Genomic DNA, 26,769 nt, shown 5'->3' on the forward strand with positions numbered 1-26,769 from the left:
TTCGTTTTCGTTGAAAGAAAACGGCAAGAACCTTATGCTATGCGCTTATGGGAACAGCAAGAATTCCCTGCCGGGCAGGCAAGTTTCCAACATGGGACCAAACAGATGTTTCACTACTCCAGAAGCCAAAGCGGATTTTCCGCCGCTCTGACGGTCCTGCGTCTGATCTTCGTCAACACGGTGCGCCATGTCCGCAAGACCAATGGCAACCCGCTGATCGGTCTCTTGCTGAACGTGTCGCAAGCGATGGTTCTCGTCCTCGTATTCACCTTCATGTATTCGATCCTCGGAGTCCGCAGCTCCGCGATCCGGGGGGATTTCATTCTCTACATCATGTCCGGGATCTTCCTGTTCCTGACCCACAACAAGGCATTGGGCGCCGTCGCAGGTTCCGAAACCGCGACCTCTCCGATGATGCAACACGCCCCGATGAACACCGCCATTGCGATTTTCTCCTCGGCGCTGAGCACGCTTTACATTCAGGTGCTCTCGGTCTCGGTCATCCTTTTCGGTTATTCGCTCGGCTGGGGCACCGTGACCTTTGAAAACATCACCGGTGCCTTCGGCATGCTGCTTTTGGCATGGGCCTCCGGCGCTTCGATCGGCATGGTTTTTCTGGCCGCCAAACCCTGGGCGCCGGGCCTCATCCAGATCGTTCAACAGATTTACACCCGCGCCAACATGTTCACCTCGGGCAAGATGTTCGTCGCCAACCAGACGCCGAACTACATGCTTGCGATGTTCTCATGGAACCCGCTGTTCCATACCATCGACCAGGCCCGGGGCTTTACCTTCGTCAATTACAATCCGCACAAAAGCTCGATCCTCTATCCGGTCGTCTTCACCCTCGTGTTCCTCACCATCGGCCTCCTGGCCGAATTCTTCACCCGCAAACGCGTCTCGCTGAGCTGGGGGCGTTAAACCGCCTCAGCTCACCACCCGGAGCGTCAGGTTGATCCGCCCACCGCGCGGCAAAAGCCTGCTGCTCCCGGCCTTGATCCGGTCGATACCGTGATACAAAAGCCGCGCCTGCTGCCCCATCACGAGCACATCGCCCGATTTGAGCCAGACGCTTTCCGTCTTGCCCCCGCGCGTGAGGTTTCCGACCCGGAACAGCGCCTCGTCCCCGAGCGAAATCGACACCACCGGCTGGCCGATATCCGCCTCGTCCCGGTCCTGATGCATCCCCATCTTCGCCTCCGCGTCGTAGAAATTAATCAGGCAGCATTCCGGTTCCCGCTCCGTCCCGGACACCTCATCCCAGACCTCAAGCGCGATCTGCGGGATCGCGGGCCATCGCATACCCATCGGATGCGTCTCGCTATACCGATACCCATGACGATCAGAGACCCAGCCAAACCGCCCCGCCGACGTCATCCGCACGGACATCTGTTTGCCGGACGGCGTGACCGGATGAAACAGCGGCGCTTCGCGCACCACGCCGCGAAGCGCCTCGACCAGTTGCTCCTGCGCCTCCGGCCCGATCAATCCGGGAAACAGCTTCATCCCTCGCAAATTCAACGGCTCCCGCCCCTGCATTTCAGCCCTCCCCTCCACTTCCTCAGGAAATGACTCGATTTTTCCACACCTCAACCCCTTCGCACAACTTGCAGGCACGAAAACCCGTCCTTATATACGCCCAGAAGCCTTGATCGGACTGGTCATCAGACCTGATTGTCAGCCCGGTCAAAATCACTGGGATCGACCGCGGGTGCCGCAACGGGCCCAACGTCACAACATCGCCTAAGAGAGGATTTTGAGCATGGCCAAAGTCATCGGTATCGACCTCGGGACTACCAACTCCTGCGTTGCCATCATGGATGGTTCGCAACCGCGTGTGATCGAGAACTCCGAAGGGGCGCGTACCACGCCCTCCATCGTCGGTTTCACCGACAGTGAACGCCTCGTCGGCCAAGCGGCCAAACGTCAGGCCGTCACCAACCCCGAAAACACCGTTTTCGCCGTCAAACGTCTGATCGGCCGCCGCATGGGCGACGAAGCCGTTGAAAAAGACAAGAAACTCGTCCCTTACGCCATCGTAGACGGCGGCAATGGCGACGCTTGGGTGGAAGTGCACGGCGAAAAATATTCGCCCTCGCAAATTTCCGCCTTCATTCTTGGCAAGATGAAAGAAACCGCCGAGTCCTATCTCGGTGAGGAAGTGACGCAGGCCGTCATCACCGTTCCGGCCTATTTCAACGACGCCCAGCGTCAGGCCACCAAGGACGCCGGCAAGATCGCGGGCCTCGAAGTGCTCCGCATCATCAACGAGCCGACCGCGGCCGCCTTGGCCTATGGCCTCGACAAGGAAGACACCAAAACCATCGCCGTTTATGACCTCGGCGGCGGCACCTTCGACGTGACCGTGCTCGAACTGGGCGACGGCGTGTTCGAAGTGCAGGCCACCAACGGCGACACCTTCCTCGGTGGCGAAGATTTCGACATGCGCATCGTGAACTACCTCGCCGAGGAGTTCAAAAAAGAGCATGGCGTCGATCTGACCAAAGACAAGATGGCGCTGCAACGCCTGAAAGAAGCCGCCGAGAAAGCGAAAATCGAGCTGTCGTCTTCGTCCCAGACCGAGATCAACCAGCCGTTCATCTCGATGGACCCATCCTCTGGCACGCCGCTTCACCTCGTGGTCAAACTGACCCGGGCGAAACTGGAAAGCCTTGTGTCCGACCTGATCAAACGCTCCATGGATCCGTGCAAAGCGGCTCTGAAAGACGCGGGCCTCACCACCTCCGACATCGACGAAGTCGTGCTCGTCGGGGGCATGACCCGTATGCCGAAAGTCATCGAAGAGGTGACCAAGTTCTTCGGCAAAGAGCCGCATAAAGGTGTGAACCCGGATGAAGTCGTGGCCATGGGCGCCGCCATTCAGGCCGGTGTTCTGCAAGGCGACGTGAAAGACGTTCTGCTTCTGGACGTGACCCCGCTGTCTCTCGGCATCGAAACGCTGGGTGGCGTGTTCACCCGCCTGATCGACCGCAACACGACCATCCCGACCAAGAAGTCGCAGATCTTCTCCACGGCCGAAGACAACCAGTCCGCCGTGACGCTCCGCGTCTTCCAGGGTGAGCGCGAGATGGCTGCCGACAACAAGATGCTCGGTCAGTTCAACCTCGAAGGTATCCCGCCGGCACCGCGCGGCATGCCGCAGATCGAAGTGACCTTCGACATCAACGCCGACGGTATCGTCGAAGTGGGTGCGAAAGACAAAGGCACCGGCAAAGAGCAAAAGATCACGATCCAGGCTTCCGGTGGTCTCTCCGACGAGGACATCGAAAAGATGGTCAAGGACGCCGAGGCCAATGCCGAAGCCGACAAGGCCCGCAAGGAACTGGTCGAAGCGAAAAACCAGGCCGAAAGCCTCATCCATTCGACCGAAAAGTCGATCGAGGAGCATGGCGACAAGGTCGATCCGACCACCATCGAAGCCATCGAACTGGCCATCGCTGCGCTCAAGGACCAACTGGAAACCGAGAACCCGGACAAAATCCGTTCCGGCATCCAGAACGTGACCGACGCGGCCATGAAACTCGGCGAGGCCATCTACAAGGCCGAGCAGGAGAAATCCGGCGGTGCCGAGCCTGACATGGACGATGTCGATATGGGTCCGTCTTCTGTCGATGACGACATTGTCGACGCCGACTTCGAAGACCTCGACAGCGACAAACGTTCGTAAACCGTAATCGCGGACACGATCGACCGGTCCGGAGATCCGGGCCGGTCATCGCGTTCCAGAAGGAGTAAAATCCATGGCAAAACGCGATTATTACGAGGTGCTTGGTGTCAACAAGGGCGCCGATGCCGCGGAATTGAAGAAAGCCTATCGCAAGAAAGCGATGGAATTTCACCCCGACCGTAACAAGGACAACCCCGATGCGGAATCCAAGTTCAAGGAAGTGAACGAGGCCTACGACACGCTCAAGGATCCCGACAAGAAAGCCGCCTATGACCGGTTCGGTCATGCCGCTTTCGAGCAGGGTGGCATGGGCGGCGGACGTCCCGGCGGCGGGTTTGGCGGCGGTCAGGGCGATTTCGCCTCGGCCTTCTCCGATGTGTTCGACGACCTGTTCGGCGATTTCATGGGGGGACCGCGCGGTGGCGGGGCCCGGTCGCGGGCTCAGCGCGGCTCGGACCTGCGTTACGACATGCGCGTCACGCTCGAAGAAGCCTATAAGGGTGCGCAAAAGACCATCAACGTTCCCACCTCCGTGGCTTGTAACAGCTGTCACGGCACGGGTGCCGCGAACGGGGCGGAGCCGCAAACCTGCCCGTCTTGTTCCGGCATGGGCAAGGTCCGCGCGCAGCAAGGCTTCTTCACGGTCGAACGCACCTGTCCGGCTTGTGGCGGTCTGGGTCAGATCATCAAGGATCCCTGCCCCGATTGTCATGGCGCCGGTCGTGTGGAAAAAGAGCGCTCTCTGTCGGTGAACATCCCGGCAGGCGTTGAAACCGGCACGCGCATCCGTCTTGCCGGCGAAGGCGAAGCGGGGCTGCGGGGCGGTCCGACGGGCGATCTCTACATCTTCATCGAGGTGCGCCCGCATCCGATCTTCGAACGCGAAGGCGTCAACCTGCATTGCACCGTCCCGGTCTCCATGGCCACAGCGGCGCTGGGTGGCGACATAGAGGTTCCAACCATCGACGGCGGACGCTCGCGAGTGAAAATCCCGGCCGGCAGCCAATCTGGTCGCCAAATGCGCCTGCGTGGCAAAGGCATGCCTGCGCTGCGCGGTGGCGGGCAAGGTGACATGTTCATCGAGCTTGCGGTCGAAACGCCTGTCAATCTCACCTCGAAGCAGAAAGAACTGCTTCAGGAGTTTGAAAAACTCGCCGAGGACAACAATCCCGAAAGCTCGTCCTTCTTCAAGAAGGTCAAGAATTTCTGGGATGACATGACCAGCTAAGATCATGAGACAGGGCGCTTCGGCGCCCTTTCTTAATGCCCGTTAACTCCTTTTTTAGCGAATCGGGGCACGGTTTCTGTCATGACAACGCCCTTGACCCCTTCCGCATTTCGGGAAATGCCCGACTGGCTCTTCGATCTCGAAGAGGCCCGACCGGTTGCCCTTCCCTCGCGCCCGCCCAGCTATTTGCGCAACCACCGCAAGCATTTGCAGGAGCGGTTCTTTGAGGGCGGCGCACAGGCGATGCCGGATTACGAGCTTCTCGAGCTCATCCTCTATCGCGCCCTGCCCCGCGCCGATGTCAAGCCGATCGCCTGTGCACTCATCGACCATTTCGGCGATTACAACCGTGTCATCTCCGCCCCGATCCCGCGTCTTCTTGAGGTCGGGGGCGTCGACCTCTCGGTCGCGCAGGAACTCAAAATCGTCGAAGCGGCCGCTCATCGTCTGGCCCGCGCCCGCGTCATGCAGCGGCCAGTGATTTCAAGTTGGGATGCGGTCATCGACTATTGTCACACCACTATGGCGCATCGGGAAACCGAACAGTTTCGCGTGCTCTATCTCGACCGGAAAAACATCCTCATCGCCGATGAGGAACAGGCCCGCGGCACGGTCGATCACGTCCCGGTCTATCCCCGTGAGGTTGTCAAACGGGCATTGGAACTGAATGCCTCCGCCCTAATCCTTGTCCACAATCACCCTTCGGGCGATCCGACGCCTTCGGATGCGGACATCAGCATGACGAACCAGATCCGCGATGCGGCGGAGGCGCTGGATATCCAACTCCACGACCATCTGATCATCGGAAAATCCGTCGAGCTGAGTTTTCGCGGGTCCGGTTATCTTTGATCCCGGACCCAGACCTCGACACGCCGGTTGAGCGAACGCCCCCAACCGATGTCGTCACAGGCCAGAGGCATCGCCTCGCCATACCCCTCCGCCACCATCTGCATGCGCTCCGGCTCATAGGCCTCGCCCAGCGTCTGTCGTACGGCGCGCAACACGGTTTCCGCGCGACGTTTCGACAGCGTCCGGTTCACGCCCGCCGCCCCCTGCCCGTCGGAAAACCCGGCGAAAGTCAGGGATTGCCCCTCATAGACACCGGCTTCCAGAAGTTCCGCCAAAAGATGCACGTTGGAGCGAGACTGGGCATCCAAAGTTGTCGATCCCCCCTCGAAACGGAACCCGAGCGTCAGGCGCTTCGCGCCCTGCAAGGCACCGGTGACGTCCTGCAAATCCTTGAGAGAGACCTCTTCGCCTGCATGGGTGATCGCATTGGCAAAACGGCGTCCCTGATCGCGAAAAGACAGCTCATCGACGCCCTGATCGACGAATTCCGTGCGCGCCACCACGATCTGTGCCGCAGGCGAGCGCGCGAAAGCCAGGAATTCCCGCGCCAGAACCGGTAAGCGGCGTGCAGGTGTGTAAAGAAACACCGGGCGGGTCAGCGGGTAATCCTCGGTCTTGATGTCGGCCGGCGCCGCCTCCGCCTCGAAGCCGCAGGCCCCGCTGAGCCCAAGAGGTTTTACCGCGCCGCCCTCGGACATGCGCCCAAGCCCGATGGCATAAGGGTCCTGCTCCACCGCCGCAACAAGTCCGTCGTAGCGGTCATGCAACTGCACCACCCCGACCGGCACTTCGACACCCCGCCCGAGAATCATCCGGCGAAACTCACTGCCTTCGCGCAGATCGTCCCGCATCAGATGCGGCACCACCGGTGCGTCGCCGCCGCCGAGCTCCTTCCAATTGGTAATCTTGCCGGAGAAAACCCCCGCCAGATCGGCAAGCGACAGGCGCTCGACCCGATTGGAGCGCGACACCACGGGGATCAGCGCATCCAAGGCCACGACCCGCGCCCGCAACGGATCGGAGAGATCCCCGACAGCGGCGTCAAAGGCCAGAACCATTTCGCTCGGTGCAACCTTGCGCAGGGAGAGCACAATGTCGGTGTTCTCCGCCACCAGATCGGCGAACCCCTCGGAGCTTGAGGTGTCGGAGAGGAGGAACTCCCCGACCGTAAGATCGTTTTCCGTGTCGGTCAGGACGATGGAGGTCAGACCGACGTCGGGCGTGCTGGTGGCCACGGCATAGCCATTGCGCATGGCAAAAGCGGTCACCAAAGCAGGCAGGAGTGTCCGCGTGCCCTGGGCATCGCCGGACATCCGGACCTGTGCATAATATCCATCGAGATCGGGGCACCCCGGTCCTTCGCAGCGCACGCCGGACCCGTCGACGGTGAGCACCCCGAGATCGGTGTCCACCCGGTAGAATTCACCATCGAAGCTCAGAAACGTGCCGCTGATCGCAATCGAACCGTCACGAGACATGAGATTGACGTCCTGCGCTGCGGCAGGCTGTGACACGGCCAGACAGGCGAAGAGGCCGAACACGGAAAATTTCAACATGAGCGAGCCTCTGCGCTTTGAAACCATTGACGAAAACTACCGTGCCGCCGGGAAATCAACAAGCAATGAAAAAGGCCCGCGCTTTCGCACGGGCCCGTTTTCGGTATGGCTCCGGATCACACGGCGCCATGGCAATGTTTGAATTTCTTGCCGGACCCACAGGGACAGAGATCGTTGCGCCCCGGATTGCCCCAGGTCGAGGGATCGTTTTCGTCGAACCCCGGCACGGCATTCGGATGCCCCTCTTCTGGTTCGTCCACCCGCTGCGGCGTTGCCCCGGCAGCGAGAGCCGCCTGTTGCTCCATGAGCTGTTGCAACATGGCATTGCGCTCTTCCTCGGTCATCGGACGCACACGGGAAAGCTTTTGCGTCACTTCGCTGCGCAGGCTGTCGAGCATGCTCTCGAACAACTGGAAGCTTTCGTTCTTGTATTCGTTGAGCGGATCACGCTGGGCATAGCCACGGAAACCGACAACGGAGCGCAGGTGCTCGAGCGTCAGAAGATGTTCACGCCATTTGCTGTCGATCGTGTTCAGCAGGAACTGTTTCTCGATCTGGCGCATCTGATCGGCGCCGAAAGCCGCTTCCTTCTCCGCCATCATCTTGTCGGAGGTTTCTGAAATCCGTTCGCTGATCGCCTCGTCGTCGACACCTTCTTCCTCGGCCCAGTCCTTGATCGGCAGATCCATGTTGAGCATCTCGGCAACGCTTTTGTGCAGCCGCTCGATGTCCCACTGATCCGGGTAGGATTTCGGCGGGATCGCCTCCTCCACCAGATCCTCGATCACCTCGTGACGCATGTCCTCGACGATCTCGTTGACGTTCTCCGATTCCATGATGTCGCGACGCTGGGAGAACACCACCTTGCGTTGGTCGTTCATCACGTCGTCGAATTTCAGAAGCTGTTTACGGATGTCGAAGTTGCGGCCCTCGACCTTCGCCTGCGCCTTTTCGAGCGATTTGTTGACCCAGGGGTGGACGATGGCCTCCCCCTCTTTCATCCCAAGCGACGACAACATCTTGTCGAGACGCTCGGAACCGAAAATCCGCATCAGATCGTCATCGAGCGACAGGAAGAACAAGGAACGCCCCGGGTCGCCCTGACGCCCGGACCGACCGCGCAACTGATTGTCGATGCGGCGGGATTCGTGGCGTTCGGTGGCCAGAACATAAAGCCCGCCTGCCTCCAACACACGTTTCTCTTCTTCGGCATGTTCCGCCTCGATCCGCGCACGGATTTCATCCGGTTCGGCCTCGGGGTTGGCGGCAATCGCCTCCATCACCTTCATCTCGACATTGCCGCCGAGTTTAATGTCGGTGCCGCGCCCGGCCATGTTGGTGGCGATGGTCACCGCACCGAATTTACCGGCATCGGCAACGATCTGCGCCTCCTGTTCGTGGTGACGGGCATTGAGCACGTTATGCGTGACGCCTTCACGGGTCAGAAGCTGCGACAGCTCTTCGGATTTCTCGATGGAGGTGGTGCCGACCAGAACCGGCTGGCCTTTCTCATGCGCCTCCTTGATCGATTCAACCACGGCGGCGAGTTTTTCACCCTCCGTACGGTAGACCCGGTCGTGCTCGTCGATCCGCTGGATCGGACGGTTGGTCGGCACTTCGACCACCCCCAGCTTGTAGATCTCCATGAATTCCTCGGCCTCGGTCGCGGCCGTCCCGGTCATACCGGAAAGTTTGTCATAGAGACGGAAATAGTTCTGGAAGGTCACCGAAGCCATGGTGATGTTCTCAGGCTTGATCTCCAGCCCTTCTTTGGCCTCAATCGCCTGATGCAGACCTTCGGAGAGACGACGCCCGGACATCATCCGCCCGGTGAATTCGTCGATCAGCATCGCCTCACCATTGCGCACGATGTAATGCACGCCGTTCTGGAACAGCTTATGCGCACGCAGGCCCTGGTTCACGTGGTGCACGATGGTGGTGCTTTCCGGATCGTAAAGCGTTTGCCCTTCGGGCAGGAACCCGGCCTCGTGCAGGCGTTTTTCGAGATACTCATTGCCCTCTTCGGTGAAGGTCACCTGACGGGTTTTCTCGTCGATCTCGTAATGCTCTTCGGTCAGTTCCGGGATCAGCGAGTCGATGGCCTTATACAGCTCGGACCGGTCGTCCGATGGCCCCGAGATGATCAGTGGCGTGCGCGCCTCGTCGATCAGAATGGAGTCCACCTCATCGACGATGGCGAAATGATGCCCGCGCTGAACCATGTCCTTCAGCTCGGATTTCATGTTGTCGCGCAGGTAATCGAAGCCCAGCTCGTTGTTCGTCGCATAGGTCACGTCGCAGGCATAGGCCGCGCGCTTTTCCGCTTCGGGCTGGTTCGAATAGATCGAGGAACAGGTCATGCCGAGCGCTTCGAACACATTTGTCATCCATTCGGCGTCGCGCTTGGCAAGGTATTCGTTGACCGTCACCACATGAACGCCCTTCCCCGTCAGGGCGTTCAGATAGGACGGGAAGGTGGCAACCAGCGTCTTACCCTCACCGGTCTTCATCTCGGCGATATTGCCCTGATGCAGGAAGATGCCGCCCATAAGCTGGGTGTCGAAAGCACGCAGGCCAAGCGCACGGCGCGCCGCCTCGCGACAGTTGGCGAAGGCTTCCGCGAGAAGCGCATCGAGGCTCTCGCCTTCGGCCACCCGTTTCCTGAATTCTTCCGTCTTGGCGATCAGACCCGCATCGTCGAGTTTCTCGAACTCCGGCTCCAGCGCGTTGATCTTGGCCACGAGAGGTCGGGTCGCCTTGATCTTGCGATCGTTGGGGGTCCCGAAAACCTTTTTCGCGAGTGTACCGATGCCCAGCATATTTTCTCCGCTCGATGCGTCCTGACAGGATCGTGTGAGAGGAGGGATTGCCCCGTTGCCTCACAACCCATAGAAACAGGCGCAAAGGCTCCTCTTCAGTGACCTATCGCGATGTAAGGGGCCATATCATGAGTGTCAACGTCGCGCCCCGGAATGGCGCCGACAGGAAGGATTTTCTCGATGAAATACCGCATTTCCGCCACCGCAGCCCTGTTTTCGCTGGCCATCACCGCCGCGGCGCCCTCTTTTGCCGAAGATATGACCGCAAACACCGTGGTTGCGCGTGTCAACGGGGTCGAAATCACCCTCGGCAACATCATTGCGGCGCGTCAATCCCTTCCGGATCAGTACCAGAGCCTGCCCGATGCACAGCTTTTTGATGGCATCGTGAACCAGATCGTGCAGCAGGAACTGCTGAAACAGTCCGCCGGCGACATCACCGACGCGCTGAAATACCAGCTCGCCAACGAGGAACGGGTACTGATCGCGGGTCACGCTCTTGAAACCATCGCCGATGCCGCTGTGACCGACGACGCGCTCAAGGCCGCCTATGACGCCAAATTCGCCGAATTCGAACCGGGCCGCGAATATCACGCCGCGCATATCCTCGTGGACAGCGAGGAGGAGGCGAAAGCGATCATCGAAGAGCTGAACAACGGTGCCGATTTCGCCGATCTCGCCCGCGAGAAATCCACCGGCCCGTCGGGTCCGAACGGTGGCGATCTCGGTTGGTTCGGCAAGGGTATGATGGTCGCGCCCTTCGAAGACGCTGTAGTGAAAATGGAAGAGGGTGCGATTTCCGAACCGGTTCAGACCCAGTTCGGCTGGCATGTCATCAAGCTGATGGAAACCCGTCTGGCCGAAGTGCCGCCGCTCGAGGACGTTCAGGACGAACTGACCGCCGACATTCAGGAACAGGCCATCCGGGCGAAACTCGACTCGCTCGAAACCGAGGGCGATGTGGAGATGGTCGAAGGCATCGAACCCTCCGCCCTGCGGATGGACGATCTGATCGCGAACTGACATCACCTTTGAGGATCGCCGACCATGGCCAAGATTGATCACGTCTCTCCCCTCGCCCCGAAAGCGGGCTTTCCTGACCTGCCTGTGATCGAGGGGGTGCGTTTTGCCGCCCTCGAGGCCGGGGTGCGTTACGCCGGTCGGACCGATGTCATGCTGGCCGAACTGTGCGAGGGCACGGCCGTGGCCGGTGTCTTCACCCGCTCGACCACCCGCTCCGCTGCGGTGATCGACTGTCAGGACAAGATCGGGCTCGATCTTCCGGGCAAGGCGGCGATCCTCGTGAATTCCGGCAACTCCAATGCCTTCACCGGCAAGAGCGGCTTTGACTCGGTGGCAAAAATCACCGCCGCCGTTGCCGAAGAAATGAGGATCGAACAGAACCGCGTCTTTACCTCCTCGACCGGCGTGATCGGCGAGCCGATCAAATGGGAGCGGATCACCGCCAAGATCGGCGACCTCAACGCCGCCCTCGCTGAAGATGCCATGGAAATGGCCGCCCGTGCGATCATGACCACCGACACCTTCCCGAAGGGTGCGACACAGAGCGTCACGCTCGACGGTGTCGAGGTTAAGATCGCCGGGTTCGCCAAAGGCTCCGGCATGATTGCCCCCGATATGGCCACCATGCTCTGCTACATCTTCACCGATGCCGCGATCACCCGTGACGTGTTGCAACAATGTCTCTGGCTCGACAATGCCAAGACCTTCAACTGCGTCACCGTCGATGGCGACACCTCGACCTCCGACACTGTTCTTGTTGCAGCGACGGGCAAATCCGGGATGGGCACGATCACCGATTTCGCCGATCCGCGCGTGCATGACTTCCGCGAAGCTCTGCATGCGGTGATGAAGGATCTCGCAATCCAGATCGCCCGCGACGGCGAGGGCGCCACCAAACTGATCGAGGTTCAGGTCACCGGCGCCAATGCTAGCGGTCCGGCGCATCGTGTCGCCATGGCCATCGCCAATTCGCCGCTCGTGAAAACCGCCGTGGCCGGAGAAGATCCGAACTGGGGTCGTATCGTCATGGCCGTCGGCAAATCCGGTGAGCGTGCGGAGCGGGATCGTCTGACGATCTGGTTTGGTGACATTTTGGTTGCCGAAAACGGCTGGGTTGCGCCGTCCTATTCCGAAGAAGCCGGTGCCGCTTATATGAAGAATGACGAAATCGTCATTCGCGTCGATCTTGGCCTCGACAATGGTACCGCAACCGTCTGGACCTGCGATCTCACCCATGGCTACATCACGATCAACGCGGATTATCGCTCGTGAAGCTGGTTCTCGTTTCTGCCGTGGCCCTCATAGACGTTGAGGGCCGCGTGCTTCTTGCCCAGCGCCCGGAAGGAAAATCCATGGCGGGTCTCTGGGAATTTCCCGGCGGCAAGGTCGAACCCGGGGAAACTCCCGAAGCCGCACTGGTACGTGAATTGCACGAAGAACTCGGCATCGAGACCTGGAATTCCTGCCTCGCACCGCTGACCTTTGCCTCCCATGGCTATGACGATTTTCACCTGATGATGCCGCTCTTTGCCTGTCGCAAATGGAAGGGTATTCCGACACCCCGCGAAGGTCAGGTGTTGAAATGGGCAAAGGCCTCGGAGTTGCGCGACTACCCGATGCCGCCCGCAGATATTCCGCTGATCCCGATTCTCCGCGATCTTCTTTGAAATGCCGCAAAGCAGAAAAGCCGTTTTATTTCAAAACCCCCTACATATGCACAACATTTGTGCTTAAAAATGCCAATTGTCTTAAATTTGTAAATGATTTTTGACCGCATTTATGCAATTCTTTGGGTAAGTCATTCAAACTGGGGATAAAGCAATGATGCGTTCGATCACTCTTGGAAAATACATTTCCGTTCAGGGTCGCTATGTTGGCGAAACCGACAACGGAAAAATTCAGGTGCGCGTCGGCGACAAGACTTTCGTCGGCAAACCGGTGTCCTATACCAAGGCCGCCTGATTCCATCGTCGTCCGCTACAGTTTCACGAAAAAGGCGCGCCCAATGGCGCGCCTTTTGATTTGGTCCTGAAAGGGGGCGACAGCTCAGTCGAGCTGGCGTTCCACTTCCTCGCGTTCGAAAATCTCGATGACATCGTTCGGACGGATGTCGTCGTAATTCTCGAAAGCCATCCCGCATTCCTGACCGGAAATGACCTCTTTGACCTCGTCCTTGAAGCGTTTAAGCGTCTTCAGCGTGCCTTCGTGGATCACCACATCGTCGCGCAGAAGGCGCACGCCCGCGGAACGACGCGCCACACCTTCGGTGACGAGACAGCCAGCAACCTTGCCCACGCCGGAGACCTTGAAGACCTCTTTGATCTGCGCATAACCGATGAAGTTTTCGCGGATCTCGGCAGACAGAAGACCGGAGGCCGCCGCTTTTACGTCATCCACAAGATCGTAGATCACGGAATAATAGCGGATTTCCACGCCCTTCTGGTTCGCGGCATTGCGCGCGGGCGCATTGGCACGAACGTTGAAGCCGATGACCGGCGCGCCGGAGGCTTCGGCCAGGCCAATGTCGGTTTCGGTGATCGCGCCCACACCGTAGTGCAGCACGCGCACACGCACCTCGTCGTTACCGATTTTCTCCATCGCCTGAACGATGGCTTCGGCGGACCCCTGCACGTCGGCTTTCACCAGGATCGGCAGTTCCTTGACGTTCTCGTCGGCTTTGGCCTTCGCCAGAAGCTGATCGAGGGTTGTCGCGGCACCGGCGGCGGCACGTTTGTCCTTGGCGGCCTGTTCGCGATACTCGGCAATCTCGCGGGCTTGCGCTTCGGTCTCAACAACGTTGAGCACGTCACCGGCTTCCGGCGTCCCGTTCAGGCCCAAGACCTCGACCGGCACGGACGGGCCAGCCTCGTCGACGCGGTCGCCCTTGTCGTTGACCAGCGCACGGACCTTGCCCCATTGCTCACCCACAACGAAGATATCGCCGCGTTTGAGCGTACCTTTCTGGATCAGAACGGTGGCAACCGGACCGCGGCCCACATCGAGCTGAGCTTCGATGACGGCACCTTCAGCGGCACGATCCGGGTTGGCCTTGAGTTCGAGAATCTCGGCCTGAAGCGCGATGGCTTCGAGCAGATTGTCGAGCCCCATGCCCGTTTTGGCAGAGACTTCAACGTCCTGCACCTCACCGGACATTTCCTCCACGATCACCTCGTATTGGAGAAGTTCGGTGCGCACTTTCATCGGATCAGCGCCCGGTTTGTCGCATTTGTTGATCGCCACGATCATCGGAACACCCGCCGCCTTCGCGTGCGCGATGGCTTCGACCGTTTGCGGCATGACCGAGTCATCGGCAGCCACAACCAGAACCACGATATCCGTCACCTGCGCCCCGCGGGACCGCATGGAGGTAAAGGCCGCGTGGCCCGGCGTATCGAGGAAGGTCAAGACAGACCCGGATTCCGTCGTCACCTGATAGGCGCCGATGTGCTGGGTGATGCCGCCGGCTTCACCGGAGGTCACGTTGGCATGACGGATCGCATCGAGCAGGGAAGTTTTCCCGTGGTCGACGTGGCCCATGATGGTGATCACCGGTGGACGCGGTTTCAGATCTTCGGCCTTGTCGTCGACCGACTGGATCACGTCCTCGACGTCGGCGTCGGACACACGTTGGATGCGGTGGCCGAATTCCTCGACGATCAGCTCGGCGGTGTCGGCGTCGATCGACTGGTTCTGAGTGACCATCATGCCCATCTTCATGAGCGATTTCACGACATCGGCCACGCGCTCGGCCATGCGGTTCGCCAATTCGGAGACCACGATGGTTTCCGGAACCTGCACGTCACGCACGATTTTCTCGCGCGAATCCGCCCCGCCCATCGCCTTCTGGCGCATGCGTTCCTGTTTGCGCTTCATCGCGGCCATCGAGCGTTGACGTCCGCCTTCGCCACCGTTCAGCGCTTGGTTCACGGTCAGCTTGCCGGAACGACGGTTGTCACCGCCCTTATTGCGTCCGCTACGATCATCCGGCTCACGCGTTTCGCGACCGCGCACCGGCGTTGCGACACGACCACCACGTTCCTGTTTCTGCATCGCAGCCTGCGCCGCAGCCGGATCGTCAGTCTTCTCAGCAGCCGGGGCCGGCGCCGGTTTCTTGGCAGCGGATTTCGCCGCAGCTTCACGCTTCTTGGCCTCTTCGGCCTCACGCGCCGCACGGGCGTCCTCTTCTTCCTTGGCTTTCAGCGCCGCTTCGCGCTCCGCCTCTTCGCGGGCCTTTTCTTCGATCTCACGACGACGGCGCTCGCGCTCTTCCTCGCGGGCCTTCTCATCTTCTTCGCGCTTTTTCGCCTCTTCGGCCTCCGCAGCCTTCGCAGCGGCCAGCGCCTTCATCCGGCGCTCCATCTCCGCATCGGAAATGCCAGCCGGACGTTTCGACGGATCGCCCAAAGCCGGGTTGCCCGAGCCCGACGACTTGGAAGCACCCGGCTTCGGCACCACAACACGTTTGCGTTTGGTTTCCACAACCACGTTCTTCGTGCGCCCATGCGAGAAGCTTTGCTTCACCGAACCGGAACCACCACGAAGGCCGAGGGTTTTCTTGCCGTCTGTATCGCTCATTTCGTCGTCTTACCCTTCCCGGCGGAGCCCTCTCCACCGATTGTCTCGCGCACGCCCATAAGGCGGTTGGCATCCTCTACAACACGTTTTGAGAGTCCGCCACCTGCGAGCGCGCCATGTATCACACTTTCGCGGCCAAAAGCCAAACCCAATTCGGAACTCGTCAGATGACCGAACCAACGCCCGCCTTCGGGCGTCCAAAGCTTGCCTTTGCCACGTTCAGAACCGTCCGAGGCCTGGAGCAGCACCTTCGCATGCCCGTCGGCCAGCCAGCTTTTGACCTTTTCAAATCCGCACACTGCCTGACCGGCCTTGCGGGCCAGAGAAATCAGATGCACCACCCGATCCGCCAGCCCCGCCTCAAGCAGATCGACAAATCCGTCGGGTACCGTGACCGGTTGACGTGCTGCCTTAGCAAAGAGGTTTTTCTTTACAGCCTCTTCAAGAGCGGCACGATCCGCGCTGATCCAAAAGCCCCGGCCCGGCAGTTTCTCGGCCAGATCGGGAACGATGAGCCCGTCGGGCGCCACCACGAACCGGATGAGACCACGCCGCGGCTCTGCCTCGCGCGTGACGATGCAGCGCCGTTCCGCCTCATCCCTGACTTTCGTGTGTCCGCCTCTGCTCATCGCTCACCTTCTTGCAAACGAGGCCCGATCAGGCCTCGCTCTCCTCTGTGGTTTCGTCAACCTCTTCCTCGGCTTCGAGATCGGCCGGGTCCACCCAGCCAAGCTGAATGCGTGCGGTCATCACGAGGTTCTGGGCTTCTTCGAGGGAGACGTCGAACTTTTCGAGAACACCGTCGTCCTTCACACGTTCGCCGTTCACCGTGGTCCAGCCACCGGCAAGTTCCCAATCGGCGCAGGTCGCGAAATCTTCCAGCGACTTCACGCCGTCCTCGGCCAATGCCTCAATCATCTGGGGTGTCAGACCCTCGAAATCAACCAGGCTGTCTTCCACACCCAGCTCACGGGCATGTTCCATCGCCTTGCGATTGGCCTCTTCGAGCACGTCACGGGCCCGAGCCTGGAGCTCGGTGGCCGTATCTTCATCGACACCGTCGATCACCAGAAGCTCGTCAACGTCGACATAGGCGACCTCTTCCAAGTTCGTGAAACCCTCGGAGACCAGAAGCTGGGCAAAGAATTCGTCCAGATCGAGGCTGTCCATGAAGAGCTGCGTGCGGGCCGCGAATTCTTTCTGACGACGCTCCGATTCCTCAGCTTCGGTCAGGATGTCGATGTCCAGACCGGTGAGCTGCGATGCCAGACGCACGTTCTGACCGCGACGGCCGATGGCGAGCGACAGTTGCTCGTCCGGCACCACGACCTCGATCTTGCCAGCATCCTCGTCGAGCACAACTTTCGACACTTCGGCAGGTTGCAGCGCGTTCACGAGGAAGGTCGGCGCATCGTCATTCCACGGAATGATGTCGATTTTCTCGCCCTGAAGCTCGTTCACCACGGCCTGCACGCGCGAACCGCGCATACCGACACAGGCACCGACCGGGTCGATGGAACCGTCATAGGAGATCACGGCAATCTTCGCGCGCGAACCCGGATCGCGGGCCACGGCCTTGATCTCGATGATGCCGTCGTAGATTTCCGGCACTTCCATCTTGAACAGTTCGGCCATGAATTCCGGCGCGGTGCGGCTCAAAAACACTTGAGGCCCGCGCACTTCGCGGCGCACGTCCTTGATGTAGCAACGGATGCGGTCGTTCGGGCGATAGGTCTCGCGACCGATCTTCTCGTTGCGGCGCAGGATGCCTTCGCCGCGACCGATGTCGACGATCACGTTGCCGTATTCCTCGCGTTTCACAACACCGTTGATGATGGTGCCCACACGATCCTTGAACTCGTCGTACTGACGATCACGCTCGGCTTCGCGCACTTTTTGCAGGATGACCTGTTTCGCGGATTGCGCGGCAATCCGGCCCAGTTCCACCGGCGGAACCTCGTCCTTGATCTCGTCGCCGATCTGTGGGTCGGCCATGTATTGCTTGGCCTGTTCGACGGTCAGCTCGGCCTGGTAGTTCTCGAGCTCTTCGTCTTCCACCACCGTGCGCACACGGGTGAAGGTGGCGCGGCCGGTCTTGCGGTCGATGTGGACGCGGATGTCCATTTCCGAGCCGTAACGCGATTTCGCGGCACGGGCGAGGGACTCTTCCATCGCTTCGACCACGAGATTCGGGTCGATCATCTTCTCGCGGGCCACGGCCTCGGCGGTTTGCAACAGCTCAAGCTGGTTTGCAGAGGTGATTGCCATATTCAGTCCTCTCTCAATCCTCTGAAGACCCGTCGTCGGTCTCGATGTCGTCAAATTGGGTTTCGTCGATTGCGCCATTCGCTTTGCGTTGACGCAGCATTTCGCGGATCAGCTCATCGGTCAGCACGAGTTTCGCGTCCGACAGCCAATCGAAATTCAGACCGATGGTGACCTCTTCACCAGTCTCATCTAGGGTGAGCAGAACCTCGTCCCCTTCGACACCGGCAAGCACACCCTTGAAACGGCGGCGGCCGTCGATCATCTCGGTCGTTTCGATCTTGGCCTCATAGCCCTCGAAGGTTGCAAAATCCTTCAGACGGGTCAGCGGACGGTCGATCCCGGGGCTCGACACTTCGAGCGTATATTCATCTTCGATAGGGTCTTCGACGTCGAGAATAGCAGAAACCGCAGTGGAAATCTCGGCACATTCGTCAACTTCGATGCCGCCTTCGGGGCGCTCGGCCATGATTTGCAGCGTCTTCGATTTCGTCGAGGACATCAGACGCACGCGCACAAGCTCGAACCCCATCCCTTCGATGACGGGGCCGACGATTTCCGCCATCCGGCGGTCGATCGCGGTCTTGGCAATCAGTTCGGACATGTCTTGCCTTTCAGAACTGGCAACGCCCTCATGAGGAAACTCACGGTAAGGGCACAAAAAAACGGGCGCGCGGCCCGTCGATCTTTCCCGGTGGAGCCTCGGGAACTCCCGACAGCGCCGCTGTTGGAGGGGTCTATACGCGCCCTGCGGCGAATCTGCAAGCCCTATCGCGCCCGCCCTCAACGCCCCAGCCGATCCATGGTCATCACGAGCGCCTCGGTGATCCCTGGCTCCGACAGGGCATGCCCCGCCTGCCCGACCATGATGAGCCGCGATTTCGGCCAGGCTTTGTGCAGCTCATAAGCCGTCTCCGGCGGGCAGATCATATCGAACCGCCCCTGCACGATGGTGCCGGGCACCTCCGCGATCCGGTCGACATTGCGCAAAAGCTGGCCGTCGTGATCGAGAAAGGCCTTGTTGATAAAGTAATGGTTCTCGATCCGGGCAAAGGTTCGGGCATAGTCCGGCCCCGGATCGCCGACGACACCATCGGACCCCAGCGACGCCAGAGCGTTCTCCCAACGCGACCAGATCCGGCCATAGGTGACCTCCTGCCGGTGGTCGCCGCTAAAGAGGCGCCGGTGATAGGCGGTTATGAGATCGCCCCGCTCCTCCGGTGGGATCGCATCGCGGAACTCTGCCCAATGCATGGGCCAGAACCGCCCCGCCCCCCCGGCATAGAACCAGTCGAGTTCACTTTTGCGTGCAAGGAAGACCCCGCGCAGCACCAGATGGATCACGCGCTCCGGGTGAGTCTCCGCATAGGCCACACCCAGGGTTGCCCCCCAGCTTCCGCCGAACACCATCCAGCGCTCGATGCCCAGCGCCTCGCGAATACGCTCGATATCGGCGACAAGATGCCATGTCGTGTTGGCCTCAACCGAGGCAAAAGGCCGGGATTTCCCGCAGCCGCGCTGATCGAACAGAATGATGCGATAGAGCGATGGATCGAAATAGCGCCGCATATAGGGGCTGCACCCGCCACCGGGACCGCCATGCAAAACCACCACCGGAATCCCCGCAGGATTGCCGCTTTGCTCGACATAAAGCTTGTGCCCGTCGCCGACATCCAGCATGCGGTGGTCATAAACCGCGATTTGCGGATAGAGATAGCTGTATGCGCTGTTTTGGCCTGAGACCTTGTCCATGGGTGTCCTATATAGAGCGGGTCCAAGCGGATGTCCCGACGAAGCGAGTTGAACATGAAGGAGGCGATCATGCAAACCACCATTGACCCCGATGAGGTCGCGAAATTCGAGGCCATGGCCGCCGAATGGTGGGACCCGTCCGGCAAGTTCAAGCCTTTGCACATGATGAACCCGGTTCGGCTCGATTATATCACCACGCAAATTGCCGCAGAGTTCGGGCGCGATCTGTCCGCCGACAAACCGTTTGAGGGGTTGCGTCTTCTCGACATCGGCTGTGGTGGCGGGCTGTTGTCCGAACCGATGGCGCGATTGGGCGCGACCGTCGTGGGCGCGGATGCCGCGGAACGCAATATTCCGGTGGCACAGGTCCATGCCGAACAATCCGGGCTCGACATCGACTATCGTCACACCACCGCCGAAGCACTTGCCGAAGCCGGAGAGCAGTTCGACGTTGTGCTGAACATGGAAGTGGTCGAGCACGTCGCCGACCCGCTTGCCTATCTCACCGCCTGCCAGACACTCTTGAAACCGGGCGGTTTGATGCTGTGTTCGACACTCAATCGTAATCCGAAAAGCTACGCCATGGCCATCTTTGGCGCCGAGGTCGTCATGCGCTGGCTGCCGAAAGGCACCCATGAGTGGAAGAAATTCATCACGCCCGATGAGCTGGTCGACCTGATTTCGAAAGCGGGTCTTGAACCGGTGGACCGCAAAGGCTTCGTGTTCAATCCGATCCTGTGGAAATGGTCGATCTCGGCGCGCGATCTTTCGGTCAATTACGTGACGGCTTCAATCAAGAAATAGACCCTATTTCGGTGTCCGTGACGCGGACACCACCCGCTCGACCGGAACGAACCCCGCGCGCTGATACAGTCGCGCAGCGGTGGTGCCGTCTTCCGCCACGATCACCTGACGCGCATCGGGATAACGCGCCACCGCGCATGCACTGACCTCCCCCAGAAATGCCGCGCAGAGGCCGCGACGACGATGGCTTGCGCGGGTTTCGACAGATTGGTAGCGCACCAGAGCCGGGGACCAGACCAGCCCCATATCGGCCACAAGCAGTTGCCCCTCGAACAATCCGTACCAGACGCCTCGTCCAGCCTCACTCACCTGACGCCTGCGCAAAAAGCTCTTTTCGATATAGCTTTGGGCTGTGTTCGGCTCGAATCCGTCGCGCAACATCCCCTCGAGCTGCAATGCAATCACAGCCTCCCAGTCGGCATCCGATATTATCTGCCGAAACGCGATGCCGTCCGGCAAGCCCGGTCGCGCCGCCCGATCGCCCGCAAGCGTGATCCCGGTTTCGATCTCGTAGCCTGCCGTCTCGAATGCCGCTGCGAAAGGTGTCGTATCCGCATCGGGCACATCCCAGAAGATCACGGGAAAATATGCCTCGGGATGATCCCCCTGCGCGATGGCGATCTGTGTCTCCGCTTCCGCCGCATTTTTCGGCAGTGACTTGAAAATCGTGCGATTGCCGAACCAGAAATCGGGTTGAGCGGGCGTGTGCTGGACAAACCGGTCCGCATGGCACGTCAACTCGGACTGATCCCCCATGACGAGGAGGTCCGTTGCAAGTTCGAGCGTCTCAAGATCCGTCATCTTCAAGCCGTATCCTCATTTCGCGCAGCACAGGCAGAGCCGCCTTTACCCGTTCCGTTCCGATGGCCTCGACAATATCAGACAGGATCGGCGCAATCGCCGCCAGGGCCGCATCCCGGGCTGCGCGTCCGGCGGGCGAAATCGACACGAATTTGCGGCGCGCATCGTCCCAATCGGGCCGGACGTGGATATACCCCGCCCATTCCAGCTTGTTGATCGTGTTGGTCATCGCGCCGCGGGTGACGTGAAAGGCACGGGCCAATTGGGCCGGAGAGCGCTCATCCCCCAGCCGCGCAAGGTGATTGAGCAAGGAAAAATGGCTGATCTCCATACCTTTCGGCAGGGCTTTGGTCAGCCGGTTGCGCGCCAACTGATCGGCCATGAAAATCTCGGAAAACAGCGCGACCGAGAGGGCATCGTTGTTGGAAGACCCGCTCATGTCTCGACCCTGAACTCCCGATCGTGCGACAGGGCCGGAATGCGTTTGCGCGCCTTGTCGACTTCGGCCAGATCAAGCTCGACAAGACCCCAACCCGGCTCGACGCCCCCATCGAAGAGCACTTCGCCCCAAGGCGACACCGCCAGAGAATGCCCGTAGGTGCAGCGGTTTACATCGACCTTTTCGCGGTGATGTCCGGTCTGCGCCGGCGCCAGAACGAAACATCCGGTTTCGATGGCCCGCGCGCGCAACAGACTATGCCAATGCGCCTCGCCGGTGATCGCCGTGAAAGCCGCAGGCTGGGTGATGATCTGTGCGCCCGCCTTCGCCAGCGTCCGGTGCAGATGCGGGAAACGCAGGTCGTAACAGATGGTCATGCCGATCCTGGCAAAAGGTGTGGTGGCAACCACCGCCTTTTCACCGGGACGATAGCCATCGGATTCGCGGTAACGCTCGGTGTCGCTCACATCCACATCGAACATGTGAATTTTATCGTAACGCGCAGCGATCTCTCCCTCCGGCGAGATCAGGAAAGACCGGTTGGCAAAACGCCCGTCCGGGTCATCTGTTTTCAGGCCTAGAGAGCCGATCAAGAGCCAAATCTGGCGCAAACGGGCAGTTTCACGCAGAGCGGCCAGCGTCGGATCGTCGGCCTCGTGACACAGGACCTCTTTCTGATGGGCCCGCGACGAAGACACGCAATTGGTCACCTCCGGCGTCATCACGATTTCGGCCCCCGCATCGGCAGCGGCGTTCACAAAGCCCTGCGTGATCGGCAGGTTGAAAAGCGGATCGTCGCTCGAATTCAGGGTGATGAGACCGACGCGCAACATGGATCAGCCCGCCAGGAGCGGATCGAGTTTGCCCGCGCGCTCGAGCGCATGGAGATCGTCACAACCGCCGACATGGGTGTCGCCGATGAAAATCTGCGGCACGGTATAACTGCCGGGCGCACGTTGCATCATTTCCTGACGCAGTGCGGGATTGGCCATGACGTCGATGTCGGTGTATTCAACGCCCTTGCTGTCGAGAAGACGCTTGGCGGCAATGCAATAAGGGCAGATGGGCGTTGTGTAGAGCGTGACGGGTTGCATGAGAGGAAATCCTTTTGTCTTGCGGCGACTATAAGGATTTAGGCCTCCCTGTCCACGCGCGCCAGAACCGCAACATGGACCGACGTCGCGCCAGCCTTGCGACAGGCCTGTGCACATTCGCCCAAGGTCGCACCCGTTGTCAGCACATCGTCGATCAGCAACACGGGCCGCCCCTCGATCCGCCCAGCCTGTGCGCGGTTGATTCGGATGGCGCCAGCCACGGTATCGCGCCGCTGTTCCGCCGTCATGCCATCGAGCTTGCGCGTCGCCGACGGGCGCCTCAACAGGTCCGGAATGTAGTTCACCCCATGGAGTTTCGCGACTCTCTGCCCCAAAAGTGCCGATTGATTGTAACGCCGCCGGAGCAGGCGCAACCAATGCAGCGGCACCGGCGCCACCACCGTCTCCGGCGCGATCAAGGGCGCTGCCGCCTCCGCGAGCCAGGTTCCCATCGGATGCGCCAGATCGGTACGGTCGCCATGTTTGAAGCGCAACACCATGGAGCGCGCATTGCCTCCGTAAAGCATGACCGCCCGACCACGGTCCCAGTCCTTCGGTCGGCTGCGGCAATCGTCACACAGATCGCCCTCCTCGGCATCGCCGACCAGAGGCCGTCCGCAACAATCGCAGGGATGATCCACGATATACGGCGTTTCGGACCAGCATTTCGGGCACAGACCACGCTCAACCTCGATCATTTCGTCGCAGGTCAGGCATTGCGCCGGATAGATCAGTTTGGCCAGTCTTTGCATTTCCCGTCCGACTACCTAGATTGACGCCCGCAGACCATCATCAGGACGAACCCCATGTCACAGCCCCCTCTCCTCGTCGATCGGGAACAAATTGCCCGAAACCGGCAACGTGCGATGCGGATGGGAGGGGATTTCTTCCTGCATGAGGAGGCCCGTTTCGAAATCGAGGATCGGGTGGATATGGTTAACAAATCGTTTACATCTCCCGCCGTGGTCACGGGTTTTCCCGAAATGTGGGCAGGATACTTTCCCGAGGCCAAGATCGTCCCCGACGATGACATCCTCGCCCTCGAAGAGGGCGCGCATGATCTGGTGATCCACGCCATGAGCCTGCATTGGGCAAACGATCCGGTCGGACAGCTCATCCAATGCAATCGCGCGCTTAAGCCGGACGGGCTCATGATCGCCGCGTTTTTCGGGGATCAGACCCTCAATGAGCTGCGCGCCTGTCTCGGTCAGGCGGAGACGATGGTCAGCGGCGGGCTGTCACCGCGCGTCCTGCCGATGGGGGAACTGCGCGATCTCGGTGCTTTGCTGCAACGTGCCTCCTTCGCCCTTCCGGTCGCGGACAAGACCGTGCGCAAGGTGACCTACCCGTCCCTTTCGCGCATGGTCGAAGACCTGCGCGCCATGGGAGAAAGCAATGCTCTGACGGCCCGGCTCAGAATACCGAGCCCGGCCCGACTCTTCGTGACAGCCGAACAACTCTACAAAGATCACTTTTCCGAAGACGGGCGACTGATCGCCACGTTCGACATGGTATTTCTCACCGGTTGGGCACCGGATGAGAGCCAGCCGAAACCACTGATGCCCGGCTCCGCGAGGATGCGTCTGGCCGATGCGCTTCACACCGAAGAATTCAAGCTACCGGAAGGCTGAGCTTGACCCGCCCCCGAACCGACCTAAGCCTAGAACAAACAAAAATCAGGAAGATCACATGGGACTCATGAAGCCTTCGCGGCTGAACACCAACGCACCGGACGCCACCTGTCCGCTGCATGCGCCGAAAGACCATCCGAAAGTGCCCAGGGAAAAGATCGGCGTGTTGCTCGCCAATCTCGGAACCCCGGACGCCACGGATTACTGGTCGATGCGGCGGTATCTGGGTGAGTTCCTGTCCGACAAGCGGGTGATCGACTACCCTTGGTGGAAATGGCAACCGATTCTGCAAGGCATCGTTCTGACCTTCCGCCCCTCTAAATCCGGGGCGGCCTACAAGTCGATCTGGAACACCGAGGCGGATGAAAGCCCGTTGATGACGATCACCAAGGAGCAGGTGAGTGCAATCAAGATTGCGCTCGAAGCGGAATATGGCGATCGGGTCATGGTCGATTTCTGTATGCGTTACGGCAACCCCTCAACCAAATCCAAGGTTGAAGAACTGGTTGCCGAAGGCTGCTCGAAAATCCTGTTTTTCCCGCTCTACCCGCAATATGCCGGGGCCACGACAGCGACCGCAAATGATCAGTTCTTCCGCGCACTGATGGAAGAAAACTGGCAACCCGCGTCCCGCACCGTGCCACCCTATTTCGACGATCCCGCCTATATCGACGCCCTCGCGCAATCCGTCGAGCGCGCCTATGCGGCGGCGAAGCGCAAACCGGACATCCTGATCTGTTCCTATCACGGCCTGCCGGAACGCTACCTGAAAGAGGGCGGCGACCCCTATCATTGCCAATGCCAGAAAACGACTCGGCTTTTGAAAGAGCGTCTGGGCTGGAACGAAACCCGGATCATGACCACCTTCCAGTCCAAATTTGGCCCCGAAGAGTGGCTTCAGCCCTATACGGTCGAAGAGGTCGCGCGTCAGGCCGGGAAAGGCAACAAGAGCATTGCTGTCTGCGCCCCGGCCTTTTCCGCCGATTGCATCGAGACGCTCGAAGAGATCAACGAAGAGATCAGGGAAAGCTTTGAGCACGCAGGCGGTGAGGATTTTCTCTATATCCCCTGTCTCAACGCGGACCCGCTGCACATCAGCGCGCTGGTCGGTCAGGTCAGGAAAAACCTTGCCGGATGGGTGTAACCCCTCCGGCCCATCCTCTGGACAAATGAAAAGGGCGGTTCAAAAGAACCGCCCTTTCAATTCTGTTGTGTCTGGCGACGATTAGTCGGCAGCAACAGCAGCAGCCACCAGAGCCAGGATCAGAAGCGGCACAACGTAGCCACCAGCGGACGAAGAAGAGGTTTCTTCGACAACAACCGGAGCTTCGATGACCGGCTCAGAGTAGCCGCCAGCAAAAGAAGCGGTGCCAGCCAGAGCGAAAACGGCAGCAACAGCGAGTTTTTTCATAGTCAATCCTCCTTGAACCCCACGACAGAGGGCAGGTTTGTTTCACACAATCAGCTATATGAACCAATCGTGAGCAAAATCAATTGCTCCTTTGATCCTGCCATATTTTCCGACCTCTTGTCGTCAAATTAGCAACACTTGCGTGCCGACCTTGGCGAGCTGAAACAGCTCCGCGATGTGTTCGTTGTACAAACCTATGCACCCGTTCGAGGACCGACGCCCGATCTTGCGCGTGTCGTGGGTGCCGTGGATACGGTAATACTGCCAGCTCAGATAAAGCGCATGAGTGCCCAGCGGATTGTTCGGACCGGGACCAACAAAGTCGGGCCATTCGGGATTGCGTTGCTTCATCGACGGCGTCGGCGCCCAACTCGGCCCCTCGACCTTGCGGATTACCTCGGTCCGTCCGCGACGGGTCAGATCCTCGCTCAACGGCACGGAGGTCGGGTAGAGTTTATAGATGCTCTGGTCTTCGCTCCAGAAATGCAGTGCCCGAGAGGTCGTGTCCACAAGGATCGCCCCGTTGCGCAGATTGCTGAAATAGGGTCGCCAATCCAGCGAGCGAAAGCTCGAAATGTTGCGGCGCACCACGGTCGAGAGATCGTTCTCCATCTCCGTCGTCCCTTCCGACTGCGCAAGCGCAGGCGTGCTCAACAGCGCGACACTCCCGGCCACGAAACTGCGCCGGGAAAACTTGAAAACGGGGGCTTTACTCATGAGACTTCGCCATTTCGTGATGTGAGCTTGATCGCCATGCGTTATATGGCGCGTTTGTTGCAGTCGCAAATCAAACAATCGTTCATGGGCGCCCCTCATGGCGAAAAGCCGCGAACA

At 59.9% G+C, this 26,769-nt stretch carries 26 protein-coding genes; 11 read left to right on the plus strand and 15 right to left on the minus strand.

Annotated elements, in window-relative coordinates; all coding sequences use genetic code 11:
- Nucleotides 1-105: 105 nt before the first annotated feature.
- Nucleotides 106-921, plus strand: a complete 816-nt coding sequence (locus tag NH195_RS03820) for an ABC transporter permease (protein WP_066703597.1) — start codon at nucleotides 106-108, stop codon at nucleotides 919-921.
- Nucleotides 922-927: 6 nt separating this feature from the next.
- Here the strand turns inward: NH195_RS03820 and NH195_RS03825 are convergent, their stop codons facing one another.
- The gene (locus NH195_RS03825) at nucleotides 928-1,506 is read right to left on the minus strand and encodes an alpha-ketoglutarate-dependent dioxygenase AlkB family protein (RefSeq protein ID WP_238379687.1); all 579 of its coding nucleotides are present in this window, start codon (nucleotides 1,504-1,506) and stop codon (nucleotides 928-930) included.
- A 256-nt stretch (nucleotides 1,507-1,762) separates the two neighbouring features.
- Between NH195_RS03825 and dnaK the strand changes: the two genes are divergently transcribed.
- The 3 genes from dnaK to radC all read left to right on the plus strand — a co-directional run bounded on the left by dnaK (nucleotide 1,763) and on the right by radC (nucleotide 5,765).
- Nucleotides 1,763-3,688 carry a molecular chaperone DnaK gene (gene dnaK, locus NH195_RS03830; RefSeq protein WP_066703352.1) on the plus strand — a complete coding sequence of 642 codons (1,926 nt, stop codon included), beginning with the start codon at nucleotides 1,763-1,765 and terminating at the stop codon, nucleotides 3,686-3,688.
- A 73-nt stretch (nucleotides 3,689-3,761) separates the two neighbouring features.
- Nucleotides 3,762-4,916 carry a molecular chaperone DnaJ gene (gene dnaJ / locus NH195_RS03835; RefSeq protein ID WP_066703354.1) on the plus strand — a complete coding sequence of 385 codons (1,155 nt, stop codon included), beginning with the start codon at nucleotides 3,762-3,764 and terminating at the stop codon, nucleotides 4,914-4,916.
- A gap of 117 nt (nucleotides 4,917-5,033) precedes the next feature.
- The gene (radC, locus tag NH195_RS03840; protein ID WP_238379688.1) at nucleotides 5,034-5,765 is read left to right on the plus strand and encodes a RadC family protein; all 732 of its coding nucleotides are present in this window, start codon (nucleotides 5,034-5,036) and stop codon (nucleotides 5,763-5,765) included.
- On the opposite strand, the gene NH195_RS03845 is transcribed toward radC, so the two are convergent.
- Together NH195_RS03845 and secA are read right to left on the minus strand one after the other, a co-directional pair.
- Complete coding sequence (locus NH195_RS03845) at nucleotides 5,756-7,321, minus strand: phosphate ABC transporter substrate-binding/OmpA family protein (RefSeq protein WP_066703358.1); 1,566 nt, start codon at nucleotides 7,319-7,321, stop codon at nucleotides 5,756-5,758. The two genes, radC and NH195_RS03845, sit on opposite strands and share 10 nt — an antisense overlap.
- A gap of 116 nt (nucleotides 7,322-7,437) precedes the next feature.
- Entirely contained in the window at nucleotides 7,438-10,140 is a 2,703-nt protein-coding gene (secA, locus tag NH195_RS03850; RefSeq protein WP_066703360.1) for a preprotein translocase subunit SecA, read from the minus strand.
- A 180-nt stretch (nucleotides 10,141-10,320) separates the two neighbouring features.
- Here secA and NH195_RS03855 point away from each other — a divergent pair, with 180 nt between their 5' ends.
- From NH195_RS03855 to NH195_RS21515, 4 genes are all read left to right on the plus strand, one after another.
- Nucleotides 10,321-11,163 carry a peptidylprolyl isomerase gene (locus tag NH195_RS03855; RefSeq protein WP_096806135.1) on the plus strand — a complete coding sequence of 281 codons (843 nt, stop codon included), beginning with the start codon at nucleotides 10,321-10,323 and terminating at the stop codon, nucleotides 11,161-11,163.
- A gap of 24 nt (nucleotides 11,164-11,187) precedes the next feature.
- Nucleotides 11,188-12,435, plus strand: a complete 1,248-nt coding sequence (gene argJ, locus NH195_RS03860) for a bifunctional glutamate N-acetyltransferase/amino-acid acetyltransferase ArgJ (RefSeq protein WP_066703364.1) — start codon at nucleotides 11,188-11,190, stop codon at nucleotides 12,433-12,435.
- Complete coding sequence (gene mutT / locus NH195_RS03865) at nucleotides 12,432-12,830, plus strand: 8-oxo-dGTP diphosphatase MutT (RefSeq protein ID WP_066703367.1); 399 nt, start codon at nucleotides 12,432-12,434, stop codon at nucleotides 12,828-12,830. The genes argJ and mutT overlap by 4 nt, the downstream gene beginning before the upstream one ends.
- Before the next feature lie 154 nt (nucleotides 12,831-12,984).
- Entirely contained in the window at nucleotides 12,985-13,125 is a 141-nt protein-coding gene (locus tag NH195_RS21515) for a hypothetical protein (protein WP_096806137.1), read from the plus strand.
- Nucleotides 13,126-13,209: 84 nt separating this feature from the next.
- Here NH195_RS21515 and infB read toward each other — a convergent pair whose 3' ends face one another.
- From infB to pip, 5 genes are all read right to left on the minus strand, one after another.
- Nucleotides 13,210-15,738, minus strand: coding sequence for a translation initiation factor IF-2 (gene infB, locus NH195_RS03870; RefSeq protein ID WP_066703370.1), 2,529 nt, complete (start codon nucleotides 15,736-15,738; stop codon nucleotides 13,210-13,212).
- Nucleotides 15,735-16,367, minus strand: coding sequence for an RNA-binding protein (locus NH195_RS03875; RefSeq protein WP_066703373.1), 633 nt, complete (start codon nucleotides 16,365-16,367; stop codon nucleotides 15,735-15,737). The genes infB and NH195_RS03875 overlap by 4 nt, the downstream gene beginning before the upstream one ends.
- 28 nt (nucleotides 16,368-16,395) lie before the next feature.
- Nucleotides 16,396-18,006, minus strand: a complete 1,611-nt coding sequence (gene nusA / locus NH195_RS03880) for a transcription termination factor NusA (protein ID WP_066703376.1) — start codon at nucleotides 18,004-18,006, stop codon at nucleotides 16,396-16,398.
- A 13-nt stretch (nucleotides 18,007-18,019) separates the two neighbouring features.
- Complete coding sequence (rimP, locus tag NH195_RS03885; protein WP_066703379.1) at nucleotides 18,020-18,607, minus strand: ribosome maturation factor RimP; 588 nt, start codon at nucleotides 18,605-18,607, stop codon at nucleotides 18,020-18,022.
- Nucleotides 18,608-18,786: 179 nt separating this feature from the next.
- On the minus strand, nucleotides 18,787-19,755 hold the full coding sequence (pip, locus tag NH195_RS03890) for a prolyl aminopeptidase (protein ID WP_066703382.1): 969 nt from the start codon (nucleotides 19,753-19,755) through the stop codon (nucleotides 18,787-18,789).
- 69 nt (nucleotides 19,756-19,824) lie between these two features.
- On the opposite strand from pip, the gene ubiG reads away from it, so the two are divergent.
- Nucleotides 19,825-20,559 carry a bifunctional 2-polyprenyl-6-hydroxyphenol methylase/3-demethylubiquinol 3-O-methyltransferase UbiG gene (gene ubiG / locus NH195_RS03895; RefSeq protein WP_066703602.1) on the plus strand — a complete coding sequence of 245 codons (735 nt, stop codon included), beginning with the start codon at nucleotides 19,825-19,827 and terminating at the stop codon, nucleotides 20,557-20,559.
- 3 nt (nucleotides 20,560-20,562) lie between these two features.
- On the opposite strand, the gene NH195_RS03900 is transcribed toward ubiG, so the two are convergent.
- Genes NH195_RS03900 through NH195_RS03920 form a run of 5 tightly spaced genes read right to left on the minus strand, consistent with a single transcriptional unit; the run spans nucleotide 20,563 to nucleotide 23,645 of the window.
- A complete protein-coding gene (locus tag NH195_RS03900) occupies nucleotides 20,563-21,360 on the minus strand; it encodes a GNAT family N-acetyltransferase (RefSeq protein ID WP_066703385.1) in 798 nt (265 codons plus the stop codon).
- The gene (locus NH195_RS03905; RefSeq protein WP_066703388.1) at nucleotides 21,347-21,799 is read right to left on the minus strand and encodes a MarR family winged helix-turn-helix transcriptional regulator; all 453 of its coding nucleotides are present in this window, start codon (nucleotides 21,797-21,799) and stop codon (nucleotides 21,347-21,349) included. The genes NH195_RS03900 and NH195_RS03905 overlap by 14 nt, the downstream gene beginning before the upstream one ends.
- Nucleotides 21,796-22,632, minus strand: a complete 837-nt coding sequence (locus tag NH195_RS03910) for a carbon-nitrogen hydrolase family protein (protein WP_420795652.1) — start codon at nucleotides 22,630-22,632, stop codon at nucleotides 21,796-21,798. The genes NH195_RS03905 and NH195_RS03910 overlap by 4 nt, the downstream gene beginning before the upstream one ends.
- A 3-nt stretch (nucleotides 22,633-22,635) precedes the next feature.
- On the minus strand, nucleotides 22,636-22,893 hold the full coding sequence (grxC, locus tag NH195_RS03915) for a glutaredoxin 3 (RefSeq protein WP_066703391.1): 258 nt from the start codon (nucleotides 22,891-22,893) through the stop codon (nucleotides 22,636-22,638).
- Nucleotides 22,894-22,931: 38 nt separating this feature from the next.
- Nucleotides 22,932-23,645, minus strand: coding sequence for a ComF family protein (locus NH195_RS03920; RefSeq protein ID WP_066703394.1), 714 nt, complete (start codon nucleotides 23,643-23,645; stop codon nucleotides 22,932-22,934).
- A gap of 54 nt (nucleotides 23,646-23,699) precedes the next feature.
- Between NH195_RS03920 and NH195_RS03925 the strand changes: the two genes are divergently transcribed.
- Both NH195_RS03925 and hemH read left to right on the plus strand, forming a co-directional pair.
- Nucleotides 23,700-24,524 (plus strand): methyltransferase domain-containing protein, encoded by an 825-nt coding sequence (locus NH195_RS03925; RefSeq protein ID WP_066703397.1) that lies wholly within the window; start codon nucleotides 23,700-23,702, stop codon nucleotides 24,522-24,524.
- 58 nt (nucleotides 24,525-24,582) lie between these two features.
- The gene (gene hemH, locus NH195_RS03930) at nucleotides 24,583-25,668 is read left to right on the plus strand and encodes a ferrochelatase (RefSeq protein WP_238379689.1); all 1,086 of its coding nucleotides are present in this window, start codon (nucleotides 24,583-24,585) and stop codon (nucleotides 25,666-25,668) included.
- An 81-nt stretch (nucleotides 25,669-25,749) separates the two neighbouring features.
- Here the strand turns inward: hemH and NH195_RS03935 are convergent, their stop codons facing one another.
- Complete coding sequence (locus tag NH195_RS03935) at nucleotides 25,750-25,935, minus strand: hypothetical protein (RefSeq protein ID WP_066703401.1); 186 nt, start codon at nucleotides 25,933-25,935, stop codon at nucleotides 25,750-25,752.
- 123 nt (nucleotides 25,936-26,058) lie between these two features.
- A complete protein-coding gene (locus NH195_RS03940; RefSeq protein ID WP_066703404.1) occupies nucleotides 26,059-26,652 on the minus strand; it encodes a L,D-transpeptidase in 594 nt (197 codons plus the stop codon).
- Nucleotides 26,653-26,769 lie beyond the last annotated feature (117 nt).

This window comes from Celeribacter ethanolicus (genome assembly GCF_001550095.1).
In the GTDB taxonomy this organism is placed as follows: Bacteria; Pseudomonadota; Alphaproteobacteria; order Rhodobacterales; family Rhodobacteraceae; genus Celeribacter; species Celeribacter ethanolicus.